This is a genomic window from Psychrobacillus sp. NPDC093180, from assembly GCF_044754065.1.
Taxonomy (GTDB): domain Bacteria; phylum Bacillota; class Bacilli; order Bacillales_A; family Planococcaceae; genus Psychrobacillus.
In genome coordinates this window covers 169,505-191,914 of sequence record NZ_JBIVOJ010000006.1, presented here as the reverse complement: position 1 = coordinate 191,914, position 22,410 = coordinate 169,505, and the positions used below count along the sequence as shown (strand labels likewise).

Annotated in this window: 17 protein-coding genes and 1 other RNA gene; 17 read left to right on the top strand and 1 reads right to left on the bottom strand. The window is 37.3% G+C overall.

From position 1 onward, the window contains the following. The first annotated feature begins 181 nt into the window (after window positions 1–181). The 7 genes from ACIP9W_RS10960 (at window position 182) to ACIP9W_RS10930 (ending at window position 8,103) form a co-directional block, all read left to right on the top strand. Complete coding sequence (locus tag ACIP9W_RS10960) at window positions 182–1,219, top strand: sugar-binding transcriptional regulator (protein ID WP_400789134.1); 1,038 nt, start codon at window positions 182–184, stop codon at window positions 1,217–1,219. A 12-nt stretch (window positions 1,220–1,231) separates the two neighbouring features. Then, on the top strand, window positions 1,232–2,239 hold the full coding sequence (gap, locus tag ACIP9W_RS10955; RefSeq protein ID WP_400789131.1) for a type I glyceraldehyde-3-phosphate dehydrogenase: 1,008 nt from the start codon (window positions 1,232–1,234) through the stop codon (window positions 2,237–2,239). Window positions 2,240–2,342: 103 nt separating this feature from the next. Continuing rightward, complete coding sequence (locus ACIP9W_RS10950; RefSeq protein WP_400789128.1) at window positions 2,343–3,527, top strand: phosphoglycerate kinase; 1,185 nt, start codon at window positions 2,343–2,345, stop codon at window positions 3,525–3,527. Window positions 3,528–3,542: 15 nt separating this feature from the next. Then, window positions 3,543–4,304: a triose-phosphate isomerase gene (gene tpiA, locus ACIP9W_RS10945; RefSeq protein ID WP_400789125.1), complete on the top strand. Its 762-nt coding sequence runs from the start codon at window positions 3,543–3,545 to the stop codon at window positions 4,302–4,304. Next, a complete protein-coding gene (gene gpmI / locus ACIP9W_RS10940) occupies window positions 4,297–5,835 on the top strand; it encodes a 2,3-bisphosphoglycerate-independent phosphoglycerate mutase (protein ID WP_400789122.1) in 1,539 nt (512 codons plus the stop codon). The genes tpiA and gpmI overlap by 8 nt, the downstream gene beginning before the upstream one ends. Before the next feature lie 2 nt (window positions 5,836–5,837). Beyond that, window positions 5,838–7,130 carry a phosphopyruvate hydratase gene (gene eno / locus ACIP9W_RS10935; protein WP_400789120.1) on the top strand — a complete coding sequence of 431 codons (1,293 nt, stop codon included), beginning with the start codon at window positions 5,838–5,840 and terminating at the stop codon, window positions 7,128–7,130. Window positions 7,131–7,299: 169 nt separating this feature from the next. Beyond that, the gene (locus tag ACIP9W_RS10930; RefSeq protein WP_400789117.1) at window positions 7,300–8,103 is read left to right on the top strand and encodes an alpha/beta fold hydrolase; all 804 of its coding nucleotides are present in this window, start codon (window positions 7,300–7,302) and stop codon (window positions 8,101–8,103) included. A 94-nt stretch (window positions 8,104–8,197) separates the two neighbouring features. On the opposite strand, the gene ACIP9W_RS10925 is transcribed toward ACIP9W_RS10930, so the two are convergent. Next, window positions 8,198–9,736 (bottom strand): hypothetical protein, encoded by a 1,539-nt coding sequence (locus ACIP9W_RS10925; RefSeq protein WP_400789114.1) that lies wholly within the window; start codon window positions 9,734–9,736, stop codon window positions 8,198–8,200. Between the two features lie 271 nt (window positions 9,737–10,007). On the opposite strand from ACIP9W_RS10925, the gene secG reads away from it, so the two are divergent. From secG to ACIP9W_RS10875, 10 genes are all read left to right on the top strand, one after another. Then, window positions 10,008–10,235, top strand: coding sequence for a preprotein translocase subunit SecG (gene secG / locus ACIP9W_RS10920; RefSeq protein ID WP_400789111.1), 228 nt, complete (start codon window positions 10,008–10,010; stop codon window positions 10,233–10,235). Window positions 10,236–10,331: 96 nt separating this feature from the next. Beyond that, entirely contained in the window at window positions 10,332–11,078 is a 747-nt protein-coding gene (locus ACIP9W_RS10915; protein ID WP_400789108.1) for an alpha/beta hydrolase, read from the top strand. Between the two features lie 42 nt (window positions 11,079–11,120). Continuing rightward, complete coding sequence (gene rnr, locus ACIP9W_RS10910; RefSeq protein ID WP_400789105.1) at window positions 11,121–13,427, top strand: ribonuclease R; 2,307 nt, start codon at window positions 11,121–11,123, stop codon at window positions 13,425–13,427. 45 nt (window positions 13,428–13,472) lie between these two features. Next, window positions 13,473–13,943 (top strand): SsrA-binding protein SmpB, encoded by a 471-nt coding sequence (smpB, locus tag ACIP9W_RS10905; RefSeq protein ID WP_142540004.1) that lies wholly within the window; start codon window positions 13,473–13,475, stop codon window positions 13,941–13,943. A 94-nt stretch (window positions 13,944–14,037) separates the two neighbouring features. Further along, window positions 14,038–14,391, top strand: a transfer-messenger RNA (tmRNA) gene (gene ssrA, locus ACIP9W_RS10900). A gap of 751 nt (window positions 14,392–15,142) precedes the next feature. Next, the gene (locus tag ACIP9W_RS10895) at window positions 15,143–18,274 is read left to right on the top strand and encodes a Z1 domain-containing protein (protein WP_400789101.1); all 3,132 of its coding nucleotides are present in this window, start codon (window positions 15,143–15,145) and stop codon (window positions 18,272–18,274) included. A gap of 160 nt (window positions 18,275–18,434) precedes the next feature. Beyond that, entirely contained in the window at window positions 18,435–19,295 is an 861-nt protein-coding gene (locus ACIP9W_RS10890) for a PD-(D/E)XK motif protein (protein WP_400789357.1), read from the top strand. Between the two features lie 131 nt (window positions 19,296–19,426). After that, on the top strand, window positions 19,427–19,885 hold the full coding sequence (locus ACIP9W_RS10885; protein ID WP_400789098.1) for a hypothetical protein: 459 nt from the start codon (window positions 19,427–19,429) through the stop codon (window positions 19,883–19,885). A gap of 18 nt (window positions 19,886–19,903) precedes the next feature. Next, window positions 19,904–21,550, top strand: a complete 1,647-nt coding sequence (locus tag ACIP9W_RS10880; protein WP_400789096.1) for a DNA/RNA helicase domain-containing protein — start codon at window positions 19,904–19,906, stop codon at window positions 21,548–21,550. 203 nt (window positions 21,551–21,753) lie between these two features. Continuing rightward, complete coding sequence (locus tag ACIP9W_RS10875; protein WP_400789093.1) at window positions 21,754–22,308, top strand: hypothetical protein; 555 nt, start codon at window positions 21,754–21,756, stop codon at window positions 22,306–22,308. Window positions 22,309–22,410 lie beyond the last annotated feature (102 nt).

Below are 22,410 nucleotides of genomic sequence, written 5' to 3'. Positions count from 1 at the left end.
TGCTCAAAATCGCAAGATCCCCATTCAGCGGAGGATTTCCCTCAACAGGTAATGCACTATTATTGCAAAATTGCATAGTATATTATATGATGAATTATAGAAATTCACTTTTTTTTTAACTAAGTGGGACATTTTTTAACTAAGTGGGACAAAAACGTCATAACCAATGAGGAAGTGAAAAATGGAATCATTGCTCACTGCTCAGCTAAAGCTAATACCGGAAATGAGTGAGTTGTTGCAAAAGAGGTATCGAATACTTCAAACGATACAACTTACAAAAGGGATTGGCAGGCGAGTTTTAGGAGAACAGCTAGGTTTGTCCGAAAGAGACACTCGAAAAGAATTAGATACTTTGAGAAATCAAGGGTTAATCGATATTTCAAGAGACGGAGCTGCAATAACTTCTAAAGGCACACAATTATTAATCGACTTAAAAGAAGTTGTAAGAGTATGGTCAGGAAGATTACAACTTGAACAACAACTGGCAAAACATTTACACATAAAAGAAGTAATTATTGTTCCCGGAGATGTAGATACTAATACGAATGCGACCATGCTTTTGTCACAGGAAGCAGCGAAGTATTTGGAAAGTATTTTGACGGACGAAAAAATAGTCGCTGTCACGGGCGGTTCTACGATTGCTTCCATTACGAATTTTGTACAAGAAACAACCAAGTGGAAACAATTATTGTTTATCGCTGCTCGAGGCGGAGTTGGAAGAGACGTTTCGTTTCAAGCTAATACCATTGCGTCCTTGTTTGCGGGGAAAATGAATGGATCCTACCGAACCTTATATATGCCGGATAGTTTGAGTGAAGAAGCGTACACTACGATGAAGAAAGAGCCTTTCATACAAGAAATGATGGATCTCTACGAAAGAACGAATATTGTCATTCACGGCATTGGCGATGCGGAAGAAATGGCTCGCAGAAGAAACACAAACGAGCATGAAATCGAGCGTCTAAAAAAAGAAGGTTCAGTAAGTGAAGCATTTGGGTATTATTTTAATGAACAAGGTGAAGCAGTTCACCGGATTCGAACGATTGGTATTCAGTTAAAACAGCTACAACATATAGAGCATTTACTAGCAGTTGCTGGTGGTGCCAAAAAAGCAAAAGCATTATTGTCTTACTTTAAACAAGCACCAGAGCAAACTGTGCTAGTAACAGATGAAGGTGCAGCAAATGAAATGATGAAAATCATGAAACAAACCAATTAGGAGGAATTTAATATGACAGTAAAATTAGCGATTAATGGATTCGGACGTATCGGGCGTAAAGTATTTAGAGAAGCATTAGAAAAAAGTGAAATAGAAGTAGTAGCCATTAATGACTTAACGGATGCTGCAATGCTTGCACATCTATTGAAATATGATTCAGTGCACGGTATTTTAAATGCAGAAGTATCATCAGAAGGCGAATACTTAATTGTAAACGGTAATAAAATTCGCGTTCTTGCAGAGAAAGACCCAGCTGCACTTCCTTGGAAAGAGCTAGAAATCGATATCGTAATCGAATCTACAGGAATTTTCAGCACGAAAGACAAAGCTGGTAAACATATTGAAGCAGGTGCGAAAAAAGTTATTTTATCTGCTCCAGCTAAAGATGATATGCCGACATTTGTTATGGGTGTAAATGCGGACAAATACGATCCAACAACAGATCATATTGTGTCAAACGCTTCTTGTACGACAAACTGTCTATCTCCACTTGCAAAAGTGTTATCCGACAAATTTGGTATTAAACGTGGAATGATGACAACTGTACACTCATACACAAATGACCAACGTATTTTAGATTTACCACATAGTGATTACCGTCGTGCTCGTGCAGCAGCAGAATCGATGATCCCAACTACAACGGGAGCAGCTTCAGCAGTAGCGAAAGTACTTCCTGAGCTAAAAGGAAAATTAGATGGTATGGCAATCCGCGTACCTACACCTAATGTTTCATTAGTAGACTTTGTAGCGGAACTAGATAAAGAAGTAACAGTAGAAGAAATTAATAATGTTTTAAAAGAAGCATCAGAAAATGAATTAAAAGGAATTTTAGCATTCAGCGAGCTTCCATTAGTTTCAATTGACTATAATGGAAACACTGCTTCATCAACAGTAGATGGACTTTCTACAATGGTACTTGGAGATAATATGGTGAAAGTATTATCTTGGTATGATAACGAATCAGGTTACTCTGCTCGTTGTATCGACCTTGCATTACTGATGGCTGAGCGCGGACTTTAATTTGTAAGAGATAACCTCTATAATATAAGAGGGTAAAAGGAGCAAGGGTTACCCTTTGCTCCTTCTTTTTTTACATAATTGGCATAATTGGGAGGCTTAATTCATGAAGGAAAAACAATCATTAAGCGATGTAACTTTACAAGGAAAGCGTGTGTTTTGTCGAGTAGACTTTAACGTACCAATGGAAGATGGAGCTATTACAGATGATACTCGTATTCGAGCAGCGATACCGACGATTAACTATTTAATCGAGCAAGGCGCGAAAGTCATTTTAGCTAGTCACATGGGACGCCCAAAAGGGGAAGTAAAAGAAGAGCTACGTTTGACAAAAGTAGGAGAGCATTTAGCGACACTTTTGAATAAGCCTGTAACAAAATTAGATGAATCCATTGGACAAGCAGTGGAACAAGCGGTTTCTGCAATGACAGATGGGGATGTAGTGTTATTAGAAAACGTCCGCTTCCATGCAGGAGAAGAAAAAAATGATCCTGAACTTGCAAAAGCATTCGCAACTCTTGCAGATGTGTATGTCAATGATGCATTTGGTGCCGCACACCGTGCCCATGCAACCACAGAAGGTATTGCAAAATTATTGCCAGCTGTATCTGGATTATTGATGGAAAAGGAATTAGATGTTTTAGGAAAAGCTTTATCAACTCCTGAACGTCCATTTACTGCCATTATTGGTGGGGCAAAAGTAAAAGATAAAATCGGTGTTATTGATCACCTATTAGATAAAGTAGATAATATTATTATCGGTGGAGGTTTATCGTACACTTTCTCGAAAGCCCAAGGACATGATGTTGGAAACTCTCTATTAGAAGAGGATAAAATCGAATTGGCAAAAGGCTTCATTGAAAAGGCGAAAGAAAAAGGTGTTTCATTCTATATGCCGGTCGATGTAGTCGTGGCAGACAAATTTTCAAAAGATGCAAACACGAAAGTGGTAGAAATAGACCAAATTCCGTCTGACTGGATGGGATTAGATATTGGGCCGAAAACGGCTGCTCTATATGCCGATGTTATTAAAAATAGCAAGCTGATCATTTGGAATGGACCAATGGGTGTGTTTGAAATGTACGCTTTTGCGAATGGTACAAAAGCTGTAGCGGACGCAATGGCTGAAACGGCTGGATATACGATTATCGGTGGTGGAGATTCTGCAGCTGCTGTTGAAAAATTTGAGGTTGCCGATAAGATGGATCATATTTCTACTGGTGGAGGAGCTTCTCTTGAATTTATGGAAGGGAAAGACTTACCAGGCGTATCCGCTTTAAACGATAAGTAATGGAGGAGATTTTAGATGCGTAAACCGATCATTGCAGGAAACTGGAAAATGTATAAAACACTATACGAAGCGAAGGATTTTGTAGAACAGTTAAAAGACAAACAAGTAGATAGCAGCAAGGTAGATGCGGTTATTTGTGCACCGGCAATCTTTTTGGATCAGCTTGTACAAGCGACAAAAGATTCGTTTGTGGCAGTTGGTGCTCAAACAATGCATGAAGAAAAAGAAGGTGCATTTACTGGTGAAGTGAGTGGACACCAACTACAAGATCTTGGTGTTAGCTATGTCGTTATCGGACATTCGGAAAGACGCCAATATTTCAATGAAACAGATGAGTCTGTTCAACAAAAAGTAAAAGCTGCGTTTGAAAATAATTTAACTCCTATTATTTGCGTAGGTGAAACGTTAGAACAGCGTGAACAAAATGAAACCGTAAATATTGTCTCAGCTCAAGTAATGGCTGCTTTAGAAGGGCTTTCAGAGGAAAACGTGGAAGCTTCCGTTATCGCTTATGAGCCAATTTGGGCAATCGGCACTGGTAAAACAGCTACTGCGGATGATGCAAATGAGGTATGCCAAGCAATTCGTGAAACCATTCTCGATGGATTTGGAGAAGAAGTGGCAAACAGCGTACGCATTCAATATGGCGGCAGTGTGAAACCAGAAAATATTGAAGAGCTTCTTTCAAAAGAGCATATTGACGGCGCTTTAGTAGGTGGAGCAAGTTTACAGGTAGACTCTTTCGTAAAATTATTGGAGGCTGGACAAAATGTCTAAAAGTCCAGTAGCTTTAATCATTTTAGATGGATTCGGACTGCGCCACGAAGAATTCGGAAATGCAGTAGCACAGTCGAAAAAACCAAACTATGATCGTTATTGGAAAGACTTTTCGAATGCTACATTAATCGCCTCTGGAGAAGCTGTAGGATTACCTGAAGGACAAATGGGGAACTCCGAGGTTGGGCATTTGAATATTGGAGCGGGAAGAATTGTCTACCAAAACTTAACGCGCATTCACAAGTCTATTCGAGAAGGCGAATTCTTTTTAGAGCCGAAGCTATTAGCTGCAATCGAGCATGTCAAACAAACGGGAGGCAAGCTCCATTTAATGGGGCTCCTTTCGGACGGTGGCGTTCATAGTCATTATTCTCATTTATTTGCATTACTCAAGCTAGCAAAAGAGCAAGGGCTACAAGAAGCGTTTGTCCATGGATTTTTAGATGGCCGTGATGTTGGACCACAAACGGCAGTAGGTTTTGTAGAAGAAACCGAAAAACAAATGAAAGAAATCGGTATCGGGAAATTTGCCTCTATTAGTGGCCGCTATTATGCGATGGATCGTGATCGTCGCTGGGATCGTGTAGAGCTTACTTACCGAGCACTAGTAGACGGAATCGGAAGAACGGCCGAAACATCGACGGCTGGAATATTAAAATCGTATGAAGAAGATATTTTAGATGAGTTCGTTTTACCTTTTGTTGTGGAAGAAAATGCAAAACAAGCTGTCACGATCGATTCTGGGGATGCGGTTATTTTCTTTAATTTCCGTCCCGATCGTGCCATTCAATTATCGATGGCGCTGAACACACCTACATTCGACAGCTTTAGGCTTAGTGAAAAACATCCGACCAACTTGAAGTTCGTCACATTTACGCACTATAGTGATGATGTGGTATCCGATGTAGTGTTTGAAAAAAATGATTTGTATAACACAATCGGAGAAGTACTCGCAAAGCACGGGAAAACACAGCTTCGAATTGCGGAAACAGAAAAATACCCACATGTTACTTTTTTCATGAGCGGTGGCCGGGAAGAAACATTCCCTGGGGAAGAGCGTATTCTGATAAACTCTCCAAAAGTTGCAACATATGATTTGCAGCCGGAAATGAGCGCATATGAAGTAACGGATGCACTGCTTTCGGAAATTGCGAATGATAAGTTCGATGCCATTATTTTAAACTTTGCCAACCCAGATATGGTAGGTCATAGTGGAATGCTGGAACCGACGATTAAAGCGATTGAAGCAGTGGATGAATGTTTAGGAAAAGTAGTAGATGCTATTTTAGCAAAAGGTGGACGTGCTATTATAACAGCAGACCACGGAAATTCAGATGAGGTAACGACGTTAGAAGGGCAGCCAATGACAGCGCACACGACAAATCCTGTGCCAGTTATTGTCACCCAAAAAGAAATTTCGCTTCGTTCTGACGGAATTTTAGCCGATTTAGCACCAACCATGTTACACTTGTTAGGGATAGAAACACCACCTGAAATGACAGGTAAAACACTAATCGAAACGGAGAGTTAAAAATGCCAATTATTACACATTTACAAGCTCGTGAAGTATTAGATTCACGCGGGAACCCAACAGTAGAAGTAGAGGTTTTTACAGAAAGCGGAGCATTTGGTCGTGCAATCGTTCCATCTGGCGCATCTACTGGTGAATATGAAGCAGTAGAACTTCGTGATGGTGACAAAGCAAGATACCTAGGGAAAGGTGTTTTAAAAGCAGTAGATAACGTAAACAACATCATTGCAGCAGAATTAGAAGAGAACTTTTCCGTACTTGACCAAGTAGGAATCGATCACGCAATGATTGAACTAGATGGCACAGACAACAAAGTTAACCTTGGTGCAAACGCAATCTTAGGTGTATCGATTGCCGTTGCGCATGCAGCAGCAGATTACTTAGATATTCCGTTGTATCAATATTTAGGTGGCTTCAATGCGAAACAACTACCAGTTCCAATGATGAACATTGTAAATGGTGGAGAACACGCTGATAACAACGTGGACATTCAAGAATTCATGGTTATGCCAGTCGGAGCAGAATCTTTCCGTCACGCATTACGTATGGGAGCTGAAATTTTCCATAGCTTAAAGGCAGTATTAAAAGATGCAGGATTAAACACAGCAGTTGGAGACGAAGGTGGATTTGCGCCGAACTTAAAATCTAACGAAGAAGCACTTTCAACGATCATGACTGCGATTGAAAAAGCAGGTTATAGACCAGGGGAAGAAGTACTTCTTGCAATGGACGTTGCCGCTTCTGAATTATTCAATAAAGAAGACGGAAAATACCATTTAGCTGGTGAAGGCGTAGTAAAAACTTCAGAAGAAATGGTAGCTTGGTATGAAGAGCTTTGCGAAAAATACCCAATCGTTTCAATCGAAGACGGTTTAGATGAAAACGACTGGGCTGGACATAAATTACTTACTGAAAAATTAGGTAAAAAAGTGCAACTAGTTGGAGACGACTTATTCGTGACAAACACGAAAAAATTGTCACAAGGAATTGAGCAAGGCGTTGGAAACTCGATCCTTGTAAAAGTAAACCAAATTGGTACTTTAACAGAAACGTTCGACGCAATCGAAATGGCAAAACGCGCAGGCTATACAGCAGTTATTTCTCACCGCTCTGGTGAATCAGAAGACGTAACAATTGCAGATATCGCAGTTGCTACAAACGCTGGCCAAATTAAAACGGGTGCACCATCTCGTTCAGACCGCGTAGCAAAATACAACCAATTACTTCGTATTGAGGACCAACTAGATATTACTGCTCAATACTTAGGAAAAGATACTTTTTATAACTTAAAATAATGATCAAAAAAGCTACTTAACGGCATTTTGCTGTTAAGTAGCTTTTTGTAGTTAGCCTATTTTAAAGCGTGTAACCCTTACTCAACTTTGTTAAAATTGTAAGATAAGTATGAAATGATTAAATGTCCATGTTAATCATTTGGTTTACAGGGAGAGGGGAAATGAATATATGTCGATTTACCATAAAGTAATTGGAGAAGGATATCCCATCGTTATGTTGCATGGTTGGACACTTGACCATCAAGTGATGCTACATGCAATGGAACCGTTATTCGAGAAACGAAACGGTTGGAAGAGAATATACATAGACTTACCGGGTATGGGGCAATCCAAGTCACAACCATCTATTCAGAACTCTGATGATATTTTAAAAGCGGTATTGCGTCTCTTGGACGAGACTATCCCTGGTCAACCGTTTATTATTTGTGGTAATTCATATGGAGGGTACATTGCCAGAGGAATAGCCCGATTGCGTCAGGACACAGTTCGGGGATTACTGCTGATGGCACCAATGACTATACCCGACTTCGATGAAAGGGAAGTACCACAGCAGACCGTTCTAAAAAGAGACAACAACTTAATATCACAATTGTCTATAAATGATGCTGATGAATTTTGCTCCATGGGGGTAGTACAAGGTCAACCTGAATGGGAGAGGTTTCGAAATGAAATATTACTTCCTTCTAAACAAACAAATGATGAATTCGTAAACCGCATCCGTCAAAATGGATATGGCTTTACCTTTGATATTTCATCTAAACTTGAGTATCCCACGTTAATTATCACAGGGCGTCAGGACAATGTAGTTGGATACCACGATGCATGGCGATTAATAGAAGATTACCCAAGGGCAACTTTTGCAGTGCTTGATATGGCTGGTCACAACCTACAAATCGAACAAACTGATGTATTTAATGCATTAGTTCATAATTGGTTGAATAGACTGGAAGCGGAAAATCCTCGGATGGTATAAATTTTCATGAATGAGTATCAAGATATGAAGGAAACCCATTTTTTTAGGGTTTCCTTTAATTTTTATTATTTACAAAATATAACAGATGCTTCAGTTAAAACAGATAAGGTCCAATTAAGAAAAATAAAATGAGTAAGTTCATAAATGTAGTATAAACAACAAACATATTAAAATTATCTTCCGATACCTTTTCACGAAGCATCAATAAAGGAACAAAGGAAAGAATGCTTGAGACCAACAGTAAAATCACAAAATGCCAATTTTCCGTAATAAACGGAATACGGGTTATGAGATTTTCGATAGTCGTAAATTTAAATAATAAACATATTTGAATCACAAGCAATGCAATTATATGAACAAAGAATGCAATTCTATGGGATTGAGCAACTTTCATCTTCAGCATAGTAAGTAACGTCCCATAGGTTATGAGTAAGGTTATAATGATCCAAATTAATGAAAACAGGACAAGTATAACTCCATAAAATAACTTTTCTATTAATGTGTAGCCTGCTGCTGTATAATCTCCCTCCATAATCCCGCTACTCGCTTGTTTTATTTCCTCATCAGCAGACGAATAGGCAAGAGATCGATTTGTACCGGTCATTTTTAAATAAGCTACTGTTTGCTCATTCAAAAGAATAGGCCGTTCATATCGACTTTCTGATTTCGTAACAGCATTAGCTTGAATGATTTTTTCAGAAAAATCACCTACAAAAACTTTCGTAACTTTTTCACCAGAAGAATCATTGAATGTTGAGGAAAACGTGATAATTGGTCCTTGTTTTCCAGAAGAAATAGCCGGATTTTGAATATAGTTTAATGACAAATCTGTTTGCTTTTCAACAAAAGATAATTCGTTAAAAATAGGGGATTGATTCATAGTTAGATTAAAGGATGCAGTTTCGATATTCTTTGTACTTGTCCCACCAGCGGATACTTTTTTGTCCAATAATAAAAGGTAATTAGTAGCTGAGTGTTGGATAATTTGCAACGAGGAAAGAATTTCTGTTGCATTTAATTCAAATTGAAAAAGTTTGTTAGGTTGATTAGATAAGTTATGTAAAGTATAAAGCTGTGTTTTTTCATTTTTGGTTACTATGAAGATTTGATTGTCTATAATCTGAGCAAATTTTACAGGTTCACTCATTTGAAATTGGTGTTCTTCCTCAGGAGAAGGACTGTTTAAAACGAAGATCTTCTGATCATCGGACCAGTATACTAGTGTATCTTCTGTCTTAGCGAAATCTATAACATGTTGAGCTATTGTTTTTTCTCCGTCTAAGTTATTCCAATGTATAAGTGAGTGATCTTTCATGTAATAAGAGTTTGTTTCATCACTCCAACTGTTTGCATTTGTATTTAGCTTGTCTATAGTCCATTTTTCTTTGCAATCCAACTCCCTATTACAAGATAGCACGATTAGCTTTTTCAAATCTCTCAAGCTCAATGTATAGCCATTTTCAGTCGGAACGCTTTGCAGCTTGGAGAAATTACTTTCCATGGTGTCAATGGGAATAGACCGACTCCACTGTTCAGACGGTAGTTGCGTTTGGATGTGTAGCGTGATCCAATATTGGAATCCTGCTAAGCATAATGTGATTAGTGTACTGATGATGATTAGTTTGTTTTTCACAATGAACATTCCTTTTAGTTTAATCAATTCTAATATATGTATATTCGATGTGATGGACCTTATATCCTCTATGGATATATGGGTGTACACATCTTAAGAAAATAGATAGTTGGAAATTTGGACTGGTTAGTTGGAATTTTGAAGCATTTAGTTGGAATAGCCAGTAAAATGGAAAATATCAGATAGATTAATTTACTTAAAGAGTTGTAACTTCACACACTTTTTGGTAAAATTATTTATGTTGTGAACGTTTTATCAGGAGGTGGAACAAATGCATACGTTACTAATGGTTTTACTTGTCATTGTATCGCTCGCATTAATCGTTGTTGTATTGTTACAATCGGGGAAAAGTGCTGGTCTTTCAGGAGCCATCTCTGGTGGAGCGGAACAACTTTTTGGAAAACAAAAAGCCCGAGGCATGGACCTTGTGTTACATAGAATAACGATTGCACTTGCAGTGTTATTTTTTATTTTGACAATTGCTGTTACAAAGTTTTAATAATTGAGTTGAACCGAACCGCCTGACCGACATCTGATTGGTTAGGCGTTTTCTTTTACATACTAAGTTTGGATAGTTGATTGGAGGTATTTTAATATGAAAATTACAACACCAAAACCATTTTTCTTTGAAGCTGGAAAACGTGCAGTATTACTTCTACATGGTTTCACGGGGAATTCATCGGACGTTCGCATGCTGGGACGTTTCTTGGAGAAAAACGGATACACATCTCTTGCCCCGCACTATAAAGGGCATGGAGTTCCACCGGAGGAGCTACTTGAAACCGGTCCGAAAGATTGGTGGAAAGATGTTATGCGTGGATACGACCGTTTAAAAGCAGAAGGCTATGAAGAGATTGCGGTAGCTGGACTTTCACTTGGAGGCGTATTTTCACTTAAATTGGGGTATACAGTTCCTGTTAAGGGAATTGTCACGATGTGTTCCCCAATGACGATGAAAACAACAGACGTCATGTTCGAAGGTGTCGTAAAATATGCCAAAGAATATAAGAAATATGAAGGAAAAACAGAAGCACAAATAGAAGAAGAAGTAGAGGCGATTCGCCAAACTCCAATGGAGACGCTGGCAGAGCTAAGAGAGTTTGTATATAATGTTCGAGATCATGTCGATCATATTTACGCACCACTACTTGTCACCCAAGGCAAGAAAGATACGGTAATAGATATTGAATCGGCAAATACCATTTTTGAGCAAGCAGAATCATTAGAGAAAAAACTCAATTGGTATGAAAACTCAGGGCATGTCATTACACTTGGTCCTGAAAAAGAACAATTACATGAAGATATATTAAACTTTTTAGAGTCGCTTGATTGGAATGTGTAAAACACACCAAATGTGCACACGCTGAAAAAGGAGGGATGTAACATGGAAAATATGAAAGAAAAATTATTAGAACTAATGCGAGATGAAGAATATAAACCACTAACTACCAAAGAGCTAGAGGAGCACTTTGGATTAGTGGATGCGGATGATTTTAAAGAATTAGTGAAAACACTTGTTCAAATGGAAGATGCGGGGCTCGTTGTCCGCTCCAGATCCAATCGTTATGGTACCCCGGCTCGAATGAATTTAGTCGTTGGGAAATTTATCGGTCATGCGAAAGGATTCGGCTTTGTTGCACCAGAAGAGGGTGGAGATGATATCTTTATTCCACCGACGGAAGTGAATGGTGCAGTGAACGGAGACAAGGTACTCGTTCGTGTATCCCGTGAATCACATGGTGACCGAAGTGAAGGTTCCATTATTAAAATTACCCAAAGAGGTACTACCCAAGTCGTTGGAACATTCCAGGACAATCGTGGGTTTGGCTTTGTTATTCCAGATGATAAAAAAGTACCGATGGACGTGTTTATCGCAAAAGGCGATACGTTAGGTGCAATCGAAGGGCATAAAGTCGTCGTAGAAATTACGGAATGGCCAAATGAAAGAAAATCCGCAACTGGTATGGTTACGAAAATTCTTGGACATAAAAATGACCCAGGAGTCGATATTCTATCTATTATTTATAAGCATGGTATTACCATCGACTTCCCACAAGAAGTGATTGACCAAGCAGAATCAGTTCCAGATGAGATTGATGAGCAAGATTTGGAGAATCGCAGAGATTTACGAGATGAAGTAATCGTCACAATTGATGGAGCAGATGCAAAAGACTTAGATGATGCCGTTACTGTAACGAAACTTCCGGATGGTACCTATAAACTAGGCGTACATATTGCGGATGTTAGTCATTATGTAACGGAAGGCTCTCCACTTGATCGCGAAGCATATGACCGCGGTACGAGTGTGTATTTAGCAGACCGAGTTATCCCAATGATTCCGCATCGTCTATCAAACGGTATTTGTTCATTGAACCCGCAAGTAGACCGTTTAACATTATCCTGTGAGATGATCATTAACGGCTCTGGTACGGTTGTATCGCATGAAATTTTCCAAAGTGTGATTCGCACAACCGAACGAATGACTTACCATGATGTATTTAAAATATTAGAAGAAAAAGATGCAGCGTTAATCGAGCGTTACGAGCCATTGGTGCCAATGTTTGAACTAATGGGTGAGCTTGCTGCGATCCTAAGAGAAAAACGTCAAGAACGTGGTGCAATCGACTTTGACTTCCAAGAAGCGAAAATTATCATAGATGAAGATGGCTGGCCAACGGATGTTGCCACTCGCGAGCGTACTGTTGCAGAACGTCTCATTGAAGAATTCATGCTTGTTGCCAATGAAACAGTAGCCGAGCATTTTAAATGGATGGACGTTCCGTTTATTTATCGTATTCACGAAGATCCTAAGCCGGAAAAACTGCAACGCTTTTTCGCATTCCTAACGAATTTTGGACTTGTTGTTAAAGGTACGGGCAATGAAGTGCATCCAAAAGCATTACAAGAAATTATTGAAAATATTGAAGGTATGCCGGAAGAGCCAGTCATTTCTACGATGCTATTACGCTCTCTACAACAAGCAAAATACTACGGGGAATGTTTAGGGCATTTTGGATTATCTACCGAATTCTATACACATTTTACATCACCAATTCGACGTTATCCCGATTTAATCGTTCACCGATTAATCCGAACGTATTTAGTAAATGGAGATGTAAGCTCCGCAACAATCAATCATTGGGGAGCAATTATCGATGATATCGCAGAGCATACATCGAAACGTGAACGTCGTGCTGTAGATGCAGAACGTGATACAGATGCACTGAAGAAAGCCCAATTCATGTCCGATAAGATCGGGGAAGAATTCGAAGGTATTATAAGCTCTGTTACAAACTTCGGTATATTCGTCGAGCTGCCAAATACGATTGAAGGACTTGTGCACGTAACGAATATGACCGATGACTATTATCGATTCGATGATCGTCAAATGATCATGATCGGTGAGCGTTCAGGCAAGCAATTCCGAATCGGGGATGAAGTAACGGTTCGCGTATCTGAAGTAAAACCAGAGGAATCAGCAATCGATTTTGAAATCGTCGGCATGAAAAAAGCATTCCACCGCACGAGAAAAGAAGCACCTAAAGTAATTCATGCAAAGAAAAAAGAAGGCGCAGGAAGAAGAAGCTCTTCTCAGCCAGGTCCGAAAAAAGAAGTAAAACAGAAAAAGAAATTTTACGAATCCGTTGCCAAAAAATCGCAACGCCGTAAACGACCAAAAAAGAAAAAATAAAAGGAGCGCTTAGTCGCTCCTCGTAAGCTTTAAGAGGTGAATGAGATGGCAGCAAAAAAGCATGACGATAAAGTGCTCGCACAGAACAAAAAAGCAAGCCATGATTACTTTATCGAAGAAACAATCGAAGCAGGTATCGTATTACAAGGAACCGAAATAAAATCGATCCGTAACGGAAAAGTACAACTGAAAGATGCATTCGTACGTATTCGTAATAACGAAGCATGGATTTCCAATATGCATATTAGTCCATACGAGCAAGGAAACCGTTTCAACCATGACCCATTGCGATCTCGAAAACTACTTTTACATAAAAAGCAGATCAATACATTAATCGGCGAAACAAAACGAGAAGGCTACACAATCGTTCCTTTAAAAATGTATGTGAAAAACGGCTATGCAAAAGTATTGATTGGCCTAGGTAAAGGGAAGAAAGATTACGATAAACGAGATGTGTTGAAGAAAAAAGAAGCGAAGCGTGATATGGAAAGAGCGTTCAAGGAGCGCAACCAATAAGGGGTATCCATTATTGGAAAGATGTATCACTTGAAAATTGACCATTTTTGATGTATAGTTAGCTATGTAACAAAGCTTACATTATTCCATAAACGGGGACGTTATGGATTCGACAGGGATAGTCTGAGCTTGAGTTGCGCGTCGGAGGCTCGGCTCCGCAAAAACGGACTTTATAATAACAGGCAAAACAAACAACAACTTAGCATTCGCAGCGTAAGCTCGGATCTGCTTTATCTATCCATCGCCCATGTGGCTAGGTAGAGCTCACTCTTAGTGGGATACGGTTGGCAGTGCCACTTGAGCTGTCAGCAAGAGATTTCCAAGTTAGCGTACATGACGCCCGCTTGTCGGCATAGTGCTACGCGAAATCTAAATAGGCAAGATACACGCGTAGAAGCTTAAGTGTTAGAGTTTCTGGACGCGGGTTCAAATCCCGCCGTCTCCATAATTATTTTTAACGGTAGAAATGCTGTTAAATCAATGTTTAAAAAATGTTAGGGGTATTTGATAGGAGTTGAACTCTTATTGAATATCCCTTTTTTGTTACTAGGGTAAATTACTCATTATTTATATGAACTTCGTTTATAAACTAAACCTTCTGATTCCAATTTGGATTAGAAGGTTTTTTATGTCCAATATTAGAAAACATGGTATTTATGCTATTGAAGAAACACAGTTTGAAGACAGTAAAGGGGGAGTTAAAAGTAAAGCCAGAATTGAGGACTATGGCTAGGTGATTAAAGTATAATCTGAGAAACCAAAAAGTACCCAACACATGTGAAGTGCTGTTCACTATTTACATCTGAAGGTAAGTAAAAGATTTTAAAGTGAGTTTAGAGCCTTTCTAATATGAGAGACTCTTTTATTTAATCTTCTGGAATAGGTAATGAGTTTGCTAACAACTTGAGAATTTAGGTTATTGAAGAAAAATAGCCAGATAATTTTATTAGAAATAAACTTAGTTTCTGATTGTCCCCTATAAAAGCACAATAAAGACCCCTTATGTATCTACGATTTATAATATTTATGTATATATACATAAATATTATAAATATTTTAGGTCCTGCCAAGAATTTTTGAAGGACATATATGGCCTTTTAGATTCTATCGAGGGTTTTCGGCCTAAAAAAATTCAAAGTATATTTTAGGCCGAAAAGTAAATAATGACATTAATTAATAAAAAAGGGGAGATTCAACCTATGAGTGCAACAAAAATTAAGAAGTATCATGACATAGTTTCAAAAGTTGTGGATGAAACAAAATCATGGGCACGAAAAGAACAAGGGGGGGTTACCTATGAGTTTCTTCACGAAGTGATTCAAACTATTCTTGATTATGTGTGTAGGATGAGTGGTGTTTCAAACGAAGAGGTGTTAAAGGAAAATCCTCATCTTTTTGATTATGTCATTGATCTCTTAAAAGGCCCAAGAAGTGTCATATCAAAAAAGGACATAGGCATTTCATTATTATCGGATGAGATCGTAGAAGAGTTACATGATAATGTCGAAGAGTATGAACGGTTAGAAAAGCAGGAATTTTATATGTGGCAATCATTGTGTGAGCACCTCATTTTTGATAAAGGCTATGATAAAGAGGAAATCATTGGTGAAGAGAATGATGATGATTTAACACTCGATCGACTAACAGACAAACTTGTCACATTATTGGCACTAGGAAGTACAAAACGAAGAAAAAAAAGAAAAGGTTTATTAATGTCGGATGTACAATCCGGGAAAACTTTAAAATATACGGCCTTGTCTGCCAAGGCAATAGATCTTGCTACAAAAATTGTTATCATTATAGCTGGGGCAACTTCATTTGTCAGAGATCAAACGCAGGAAAGACAAGAATATGGGGTTATAGGGCTGACTACTGACCGTAAAATGCTTGAGCGAATGAAGAAAACTAATGGTAGAATTACACCTATTGGCTCAGGAAAGTATTTACGTGACAAACGACCCTTTGTCAAACCGATCACAACAATGGACGATGGGAAAAGGAACGGTGATTTGACTCCTGAAAATCTGAGTAAGTCATATGAAACTGGAAATGAACCATTAGTTTTTGTTGTAAAAAGCACGAAGACAAATTTGGAAGCACTTCTTGACTTTTTAAAGACGAATATTCTTGATTCATTTGGTAACCCATCAGGCAATAAACTGCCGGCATTAATCGTTCATGATGAATGTGATCACAGCTCATTGAATACAAACGGAGGGAAACGTAAGTCAAAAAGGAAAAAAGAAGAGGATGGACCATCAACCTGTAATCGTTTAATTCGCGAAGTTGTTGATTTTTTTGATGATTGTGGATACTTAGCGGTATCTGCTACCCCTTTTGCCAATGTTCTTATCAACCCCTTTTGCCCTACGGTACAAGAGTTTAAACCAGAATTGTTTACAGAAGATTTTATTTTATACTCAAAGCCGCGGAAGAAATATATATCGCAGTTTGATTTCTTTGGCCTTCCATTGGAGGGGGGATCTGCTGAGCCCTTACCTTTGACTGAAATTACGAATAAGATTGATCAGTTTGATGAAGAGTCCATTACGAGTAAGGCTTTTTATAAAAACCGAAAATTTGCAACTGAAGGTAGGCCAAAATCATTAGAGGAAGCCATTGATCTTTTTATATTAACCGGAGGATTACGGCTTTGTAGAGAACTGGATGTTGCGTTACTTCGAGAATTGGGCTTGGATAAATGGTCAAATCCACATTCTATGTTAATTCATATAAGTGAAAGCATTAGCCAGCAAAAGGAAATTCATAAATTGGTTGTAGAATACATTGATGAGAAAAAAGCTGAAATAAAGAGTGGAAAGAAAGAATTTTACAAGCGATGTAAAATAATATGGAAACAAGTAAAGGAAAAAACAAAGAGAGTACAAGAGTTAGAAATGAAAGAAAATGGATCTGAAAATCCTCATTATAAAGTAGATTATACCTTTCCTCAACTTTGGAAAAAAATTGTTGCTTTCTTAGATGATTTCCATACGAAAGAAGAAAAGGATGCCACAACAGGTGATGTGATTCATGAAGTCAATATTCGTATCCTAAACTCAGACAGCAAAGAAACGATTAGCTATCAAAAATATCTCGATACCCACCGTAAACCACTGAAGGTAATTGTTATCGGAGCAAATGTTATTGCTAGGGGTGCTAGTTTAGAGGGGCTTTGCGTAACGTATTACACGAGAGATTCCGTTGTATACGACACAACGATCCAATCCGGTCGCTTTTTTGGATATTATGATGATTGGAAAGACCTAATCCGCGTGTACTTAACGAAACAAAGCTATGATATCTTTTGGAAGGCAACATATACAATCAGAAGTTTGATTCAGCAAATAGAGGAAATGAATGAGCAAGGAAAAACACCAATGGATTTTGGAATTCGAATGGAAATGCTTTGTGATGATTTATACAAAGGTGAAAAAATTACTAATAAAGGAACAAAAAATGCATACCGATATAGCAAAGATCAACTTGACATCGGTAAGGAAATCGCTACGTTTTATGCTAATGATGAGATATTGAAGCAAAACCTTATGCACATTCAATCGGCATTAACACAAATGGTGAATAATCCAAAACAAAAAGTATATGAAGATCAATTTCAAGTTTGGATACAGGACGTTCAACTGGAGGTTATTAAGAATCTTATGGATGGCTTGCGCATTTGTGCTCATTCACGTTTAAAATCAATTCCAACAGTTCTTAAGGTAATGGAGGAACATAGGAAAGGCTTTGACGTAATTATTCCTAAATTACTTACGAATGAATCGCAAGATGGTGATACCTTTGAATTTGGTACAGGAGAGAATACAAGAAAAACCTATCTATCCAAACGTTGTTCGTTAGATATAAGACAGGATGGTGTTGGTACTTACTTTCAACCAAGAAGTGGAAGGGTTTTTACTACACGTCATCTAACCTATGGACTAGAACCAAGTATTCTTGCTCTCCTACAAGCAGAAAATGAAGGGGAGAATGCGAGTGAAAGGCGAATAGATCAACTTAAAGCGCAGATCGCTAAACAGATGGAAATGGGGACATTAAAACATGATATGATTTATCGTGAAGTAGATGTTTTAAGTAAACGTGAAAGAGGTGTTATCTACTTTTATCCATTAGAGATTGAACCTATCAATAATAAACTAGAGGAACTTGGTTATAGTGAAAGAATATCGGTGTCACCAATTGGGCTCTATATAGCGTTTCCCGGCCAAGCACAAGCTCGTGAGAAAGAAAGTCTTTACTTAGGAAATACGATTGATCGTCTTATTAATTACTTTGGTGATCATGTAATTGAGGGTGGTAAAGTTTGTTAGAATCAATTTTCGAAAAATTACGTGAAGACTTACGGGAGAGTAAATTAGAGAGAGAAAAAGGAACAATCGAAAGAAAACCCACGACAAAGCATCATGAATTTTACACTGGAATTCACTATGAAAACGAATTGCCGTTTATTAGGGTTGTGTTAGAAAAAAAATCACTATTTCACAACAACTCCCTTCTTGTAAAGGGTTTGAGGTGAAACTTACAGAGGTAAAAGATAAATTTGGTAATATCTTACCCAATCTCACGATAGTCGGAAAACAAAATAAGCAAAATGAGTTTCATCTTTATGTAATGAATGATTTTATTATGTTTGCAGATGGCATTTCTAGTAATAGTGAAATGGCAATTCGTGCGATTGAACGATTACATGAGTGGAGTGAATATTTTGATCGTTGTTCAGATACCTTGTTTAAAATGGATGGGAACGCTCAGAGGGGATTATATGGCGAACTTCGCTTTCTCGAGAAATTGTTAATGTATGCAGAACATATGGCTGTAATTGTTGCCTGGAGAGGGCCAGAAAAGCAATCTCATGATTTTAAATTTCCAACCGTTCATTATGAAGTGAAGACTCTTACAGTCGATCAGGCTGATAAAGTGAGTATTAATGGAATGGCTCAAATTACACCTCCAAAAGAAAAAGAGTTATTCTTTTATCTCATAAAGATGGATGTGAACGAAAATACGGGTGAAACATTACAAGATATTATTCGACGAATTGAGGTTACTCTAGAAGGAGATAACGAAGCAATTGCTCTGTTTTGGAAGAAATTATTAAAGATGAATTATCCAACAACAGGAATACATAATGCTATTTACTTCCATGAACTCCTAATTCATGAAAGATGGTATCGTATTCCATCTACATTGAGTGACATCGAACACGATTCTTGTTTGAGGATGAAAAACATTGATTTTTCCTCCTTTTTATTTGAACAATCATACCCTGAAAACACTACAAATGAGAAAGAGGCAATCCGTTATCTGAAAAAACAAAAGAAAATTCTATAATTTGTAATAATAGAAAGTTGCTGTTCTAGAAGGTGTATTTGACTAGCTCATCAATACTAATAATTGATGAGCTAGAACCAATTCAATAAGAACTTAGGCTTTCGTAAAGTAACCAAAAGCGACAAGATAATTTGGATTTTGAGGATATTGTGGTTAACTTACCCACTACTTCTTTAGATGCTGATGAAGTAAGAGAAGGAGAAAGAAATCCAACAGTTAGAAAAAGAATATCAATATTGGATTTTGAATTTGAGGATATAGGATTAACTATGAGTACAATAGGGTTTTTAAAGGAAGTAAAAATAAGTGAAAAATACTCAATTATTACTTTAACTGATGATTATGATAGATTGACATTTCCTCTATTTCTTGAAGAAGTATTTTATGTAAATTCAAGTTTAACTATAAATGCTATGCTTGAGGGATTAAAGAAACTTCATGAGAACGGGGAAGAATTAATTGTTACTTGCCTAGGTGAGGTAGTTTTAAGAGAAGGTCAGTTAGGCATGTTAATAATGGATGTGGATAAATTTAATTTTAATAGACTACATTTATCTTCTCTTCTATTATCGAAAAATACATTATTTTAATTAAAAGAAGGTGTCAGTTTGACAGCAATTGAAGTACTTTCATGGCCGTTTAAACATGAAAGCATGAGCCAAATTAGCAATAACGAGCAATATTTAAATTATCCAGTCATTTACGTGTTAAATGGAAATAAGGAAGCTTACATCGGTGAGACGGTTTATTTTAAAAATCGAATGAAGGCGCATTTAAAAATACGTAAAAATATCGACCAAATTAATCTCATTAAGCATGAGAAGTTTAATCGTTCGGCAACATTCCACTTAGAGACGAAACTCATTAACTACTTCCTAGGTGATGAAAAATATACACTTCAAAATAAAAGTAAAACGGCTAGTGATTTTACTCACAACTACTACAACAAGCCATATTACGATCAACAATTATTTAAGGAACTTTGGCAGAAGTTGCATGAACAAAAACTTGTCGACCATGAGTTACATGTAATAGAAAACAAAGACATTTTTAAATTATCTCCATTTAAAGAACTATCCCTGGAACAACTCGAATTAAAAGAAAAAGTACTCAAATTTTGTGAGAAGCAGGTAAAAGTAAATACAAGTGAATATGGCAGCTTATTAGTCATTGAAGGAGAGGCTGGCGTTGGAAAAAGCGTCGTGCTAAGTTCGATTTTTAATACGATTCAGGAACGTGCAGAGGAAGCATCCTCTAATCTGTTTGGTACAGAAAATTATTTAGTCGTGAACCATGAAGAAATGTTCAAGACATACAAAGGCATTGCGAAACAAGTGAAACATCTAAAAGGGAAGAACTTTGCAAAACCAACTCCTCTTGTAAATAAGTTGCAAAAAGGGAGCAATAAAGTAGATATCATTTTCGTGGATGAGGCACATTTATTATTAACGAAATCTGATACGTACAATAACTTCCACGGCAACAATCACTTAGAGGAATTACTGAAGTTAGCGAAGGTAGTTGTCATAATTTATGATCAGGATCAAGTGTTAAAGTTGAAAAGCCTATGGGGTGCAGCAACGTTACAGCAATTAAAGAAGCATAGTACCTATCATGAGGAATACCAATTAACAAACCAGTTCCGAATGCAAGCAAACGATGATGTGATTAACTGGATTAACTCTTTTAAACGTAAAAAGTTAAGCCCACTCCCGAAAGATAAAAACTATGAATTTATGGTGTTTGAAAATATGAAAGATATGCACGAAAAAATTAAGGAGCAAAACAATGCATTTGGTTTAAGTCGTGTTGTATCAACATTCGATTACTTACATAAAAAAGATGGCGGTACATATTACGTGAAAGAATCCACTGGTGAATACAAAATGCCATGGAACACAACAAGCACCAAATACACGTGGGCTGAAAAAGCGGAGACAGTTCATGAAGCTGGCTCGATTTATACAATTCAAGGATTTGATTTAAATTATGTTGGCGTTGTTCTTGGCCCTTCTGTACAGTATGATGCAACCAAAGATGAAATTGTTATTGATACAAGTAAATACATGGATAAAGGTGCTTATACAGGTACTGAAGTCGTTGAAAATATAAATGAAGCGAAAGAAAAAATCGTTCTTAATTCCATCAACATTTTGATGAAGCGTGGTATTAAGGGGCTTTATATTTATGCAAGTGACGAAGCATTACGTGAAAAATTATTAGAATATCAAAAAGCAGTTGAATCAAATGAGTAACTTTAAGAAACTATCCTGTGTTAGAAATGTTCATGTTAATTCAAACAATCTTTAATGTTATGATTTTCATGTTTTTTTCAACACAGGAACCAAACACAAGAGGAAAAATCATTATTTAGTATGTTTAATACAAAATTTAAACCACATATTCTAAAGGTGCTTTAATTAAATTTCTGAAACAAAAAGAGTGGGGGGATGAAAATATGAAAAAAGCTGAACTAATAAATTTTATAAATGAAAAATTTGATGAACTAGATACAATTCTTATTGATGACTTACAAGATATCTTTGAAGAAGAAGATGAGAGTTCTCGAAATGAAGCATTGTTAAGAGCATTACACAGTAAAGATTTAGAGGTAAATTTTGGGCTTCCTCTAGAAAAAGTTATTAGGGATTTAGCTGTATGGACTACGGAACAAATCTTTAGAAGTGGTACTATTGAAGAATTACATGCAGGAAGATATAATTTTGAGCATTACGAAAATATTCCTCCAAATACACCGATTGAACATATCAGTCAGCTTACCCAGGAAAATATGAAAACTTTGAACAAGGAATTAGTAGACAATATAGGGTTTATTTTAAATTTATTTTCTAGAGCTGATTATTTCAAACTAGCCAGTTTTGTCAATTCATATAGACACTATGGCGATGATTGGGATAATCCGAATGTAAATTCTATAGAATCCAAGCATGAAGACTATTTATTGCTTATTACAGGAGCGGATAAATATTTAGATAACAAAAATATGAAATAGCCCTCTTAAAAGAAATATTAATGTGTTGAGTGTTGGAACTAATTAATAGAGATACTGGATACGTCCTCATACAAAAGAGGTAAACCCTTGTAATATCAAAGT

Bases quoted from the DNA above. Each gene is read 5' to 3' on its own strand.
- ACIP9W_RS10960 (WP_400789134.1), top strand. From the start codon at position 182: ATGGAATCATTGCTCACTGCTCAGCTAAAGCTAATACCGGAAATGAGT.
- gap (WP_400789131.1), top strand. From the start codon at position 1,232: ATGACAGTAAAATTAGCGATTAATGGATTCGGACGTATCGGGCGTAAA.
- ACIP9W_RS10950 (WP_400789128.1), top strand. From the start codon at position 2,343: ATGAAGGAAAAACAATCATTAAGCGATGTAACTTTACAAGGAAAGCGT.
- tpiA (WP_400789125.1), top strand. From the start codon at position 3,543: ATGCGTAAACCGATCATTGCAGGAAACTGGAAAATGTATAAAACACTA.
- gpmI (WP_400789122.1), top strand. From the start codon at position 4,297: ATGTCTAAAAGTCCAGTAGCTTTAATCATTTTAGATGGATTCGGACTG.
- eno (WP_400789120.1), top strand. From the start codon at position 5,838: ATGCCAATTATTACACATTTACAAGCTCGTGAAGTATTAGATTCACGC.
- ACIP9W_RS10930 (WP_400789117.1), top strand. From the start codon at position 7,300: ATGTCGATTTACCATAAAGTAATTGGAGAAGGATATCCCATCGTTATG.
- secG (WP_400789111.1), top strand. From the start codon at position 10,008: ATGCATACGTTACTAATGGTTTTACTTGTCATTGTATCGCTCGCATTA.
- ACIP9W_RS10915 (WP_400789108.1), top strand. From the start codon at position 10,332: ATGAAAATTACAACACCAAAACCATTTTTCTTTGAAGCTGGAAAACGT.
- rnr (WP_400789105.1), top strand. From the start codon at position 11,121: ATGGAAAATATGAAAGAAAAATTATTAGAACTAATGCGAGATGAAGAA.
- smpB (WP_142540004.1), top strand. From the start codon at position 13,473: ATGGCAGCAAAAAAGCATGACGATAAAGTGCTCGCACAGAACAAAAAA.
- ACIP9W_RS10895 (WP_400789101.1), top strand. From the start codon at position 15,143: ATGAGTGCAACAAAAATTAAGAAGTATCATGACATAGTTTCAAAAGTT.
- ACIP9W_RS10875 (WP_400789093.1), top strand. From the start codon at position 21,754: ATGAAAAAAGCTGAACTAATAAATTTTATAAATGAAAAATTTGATGAA.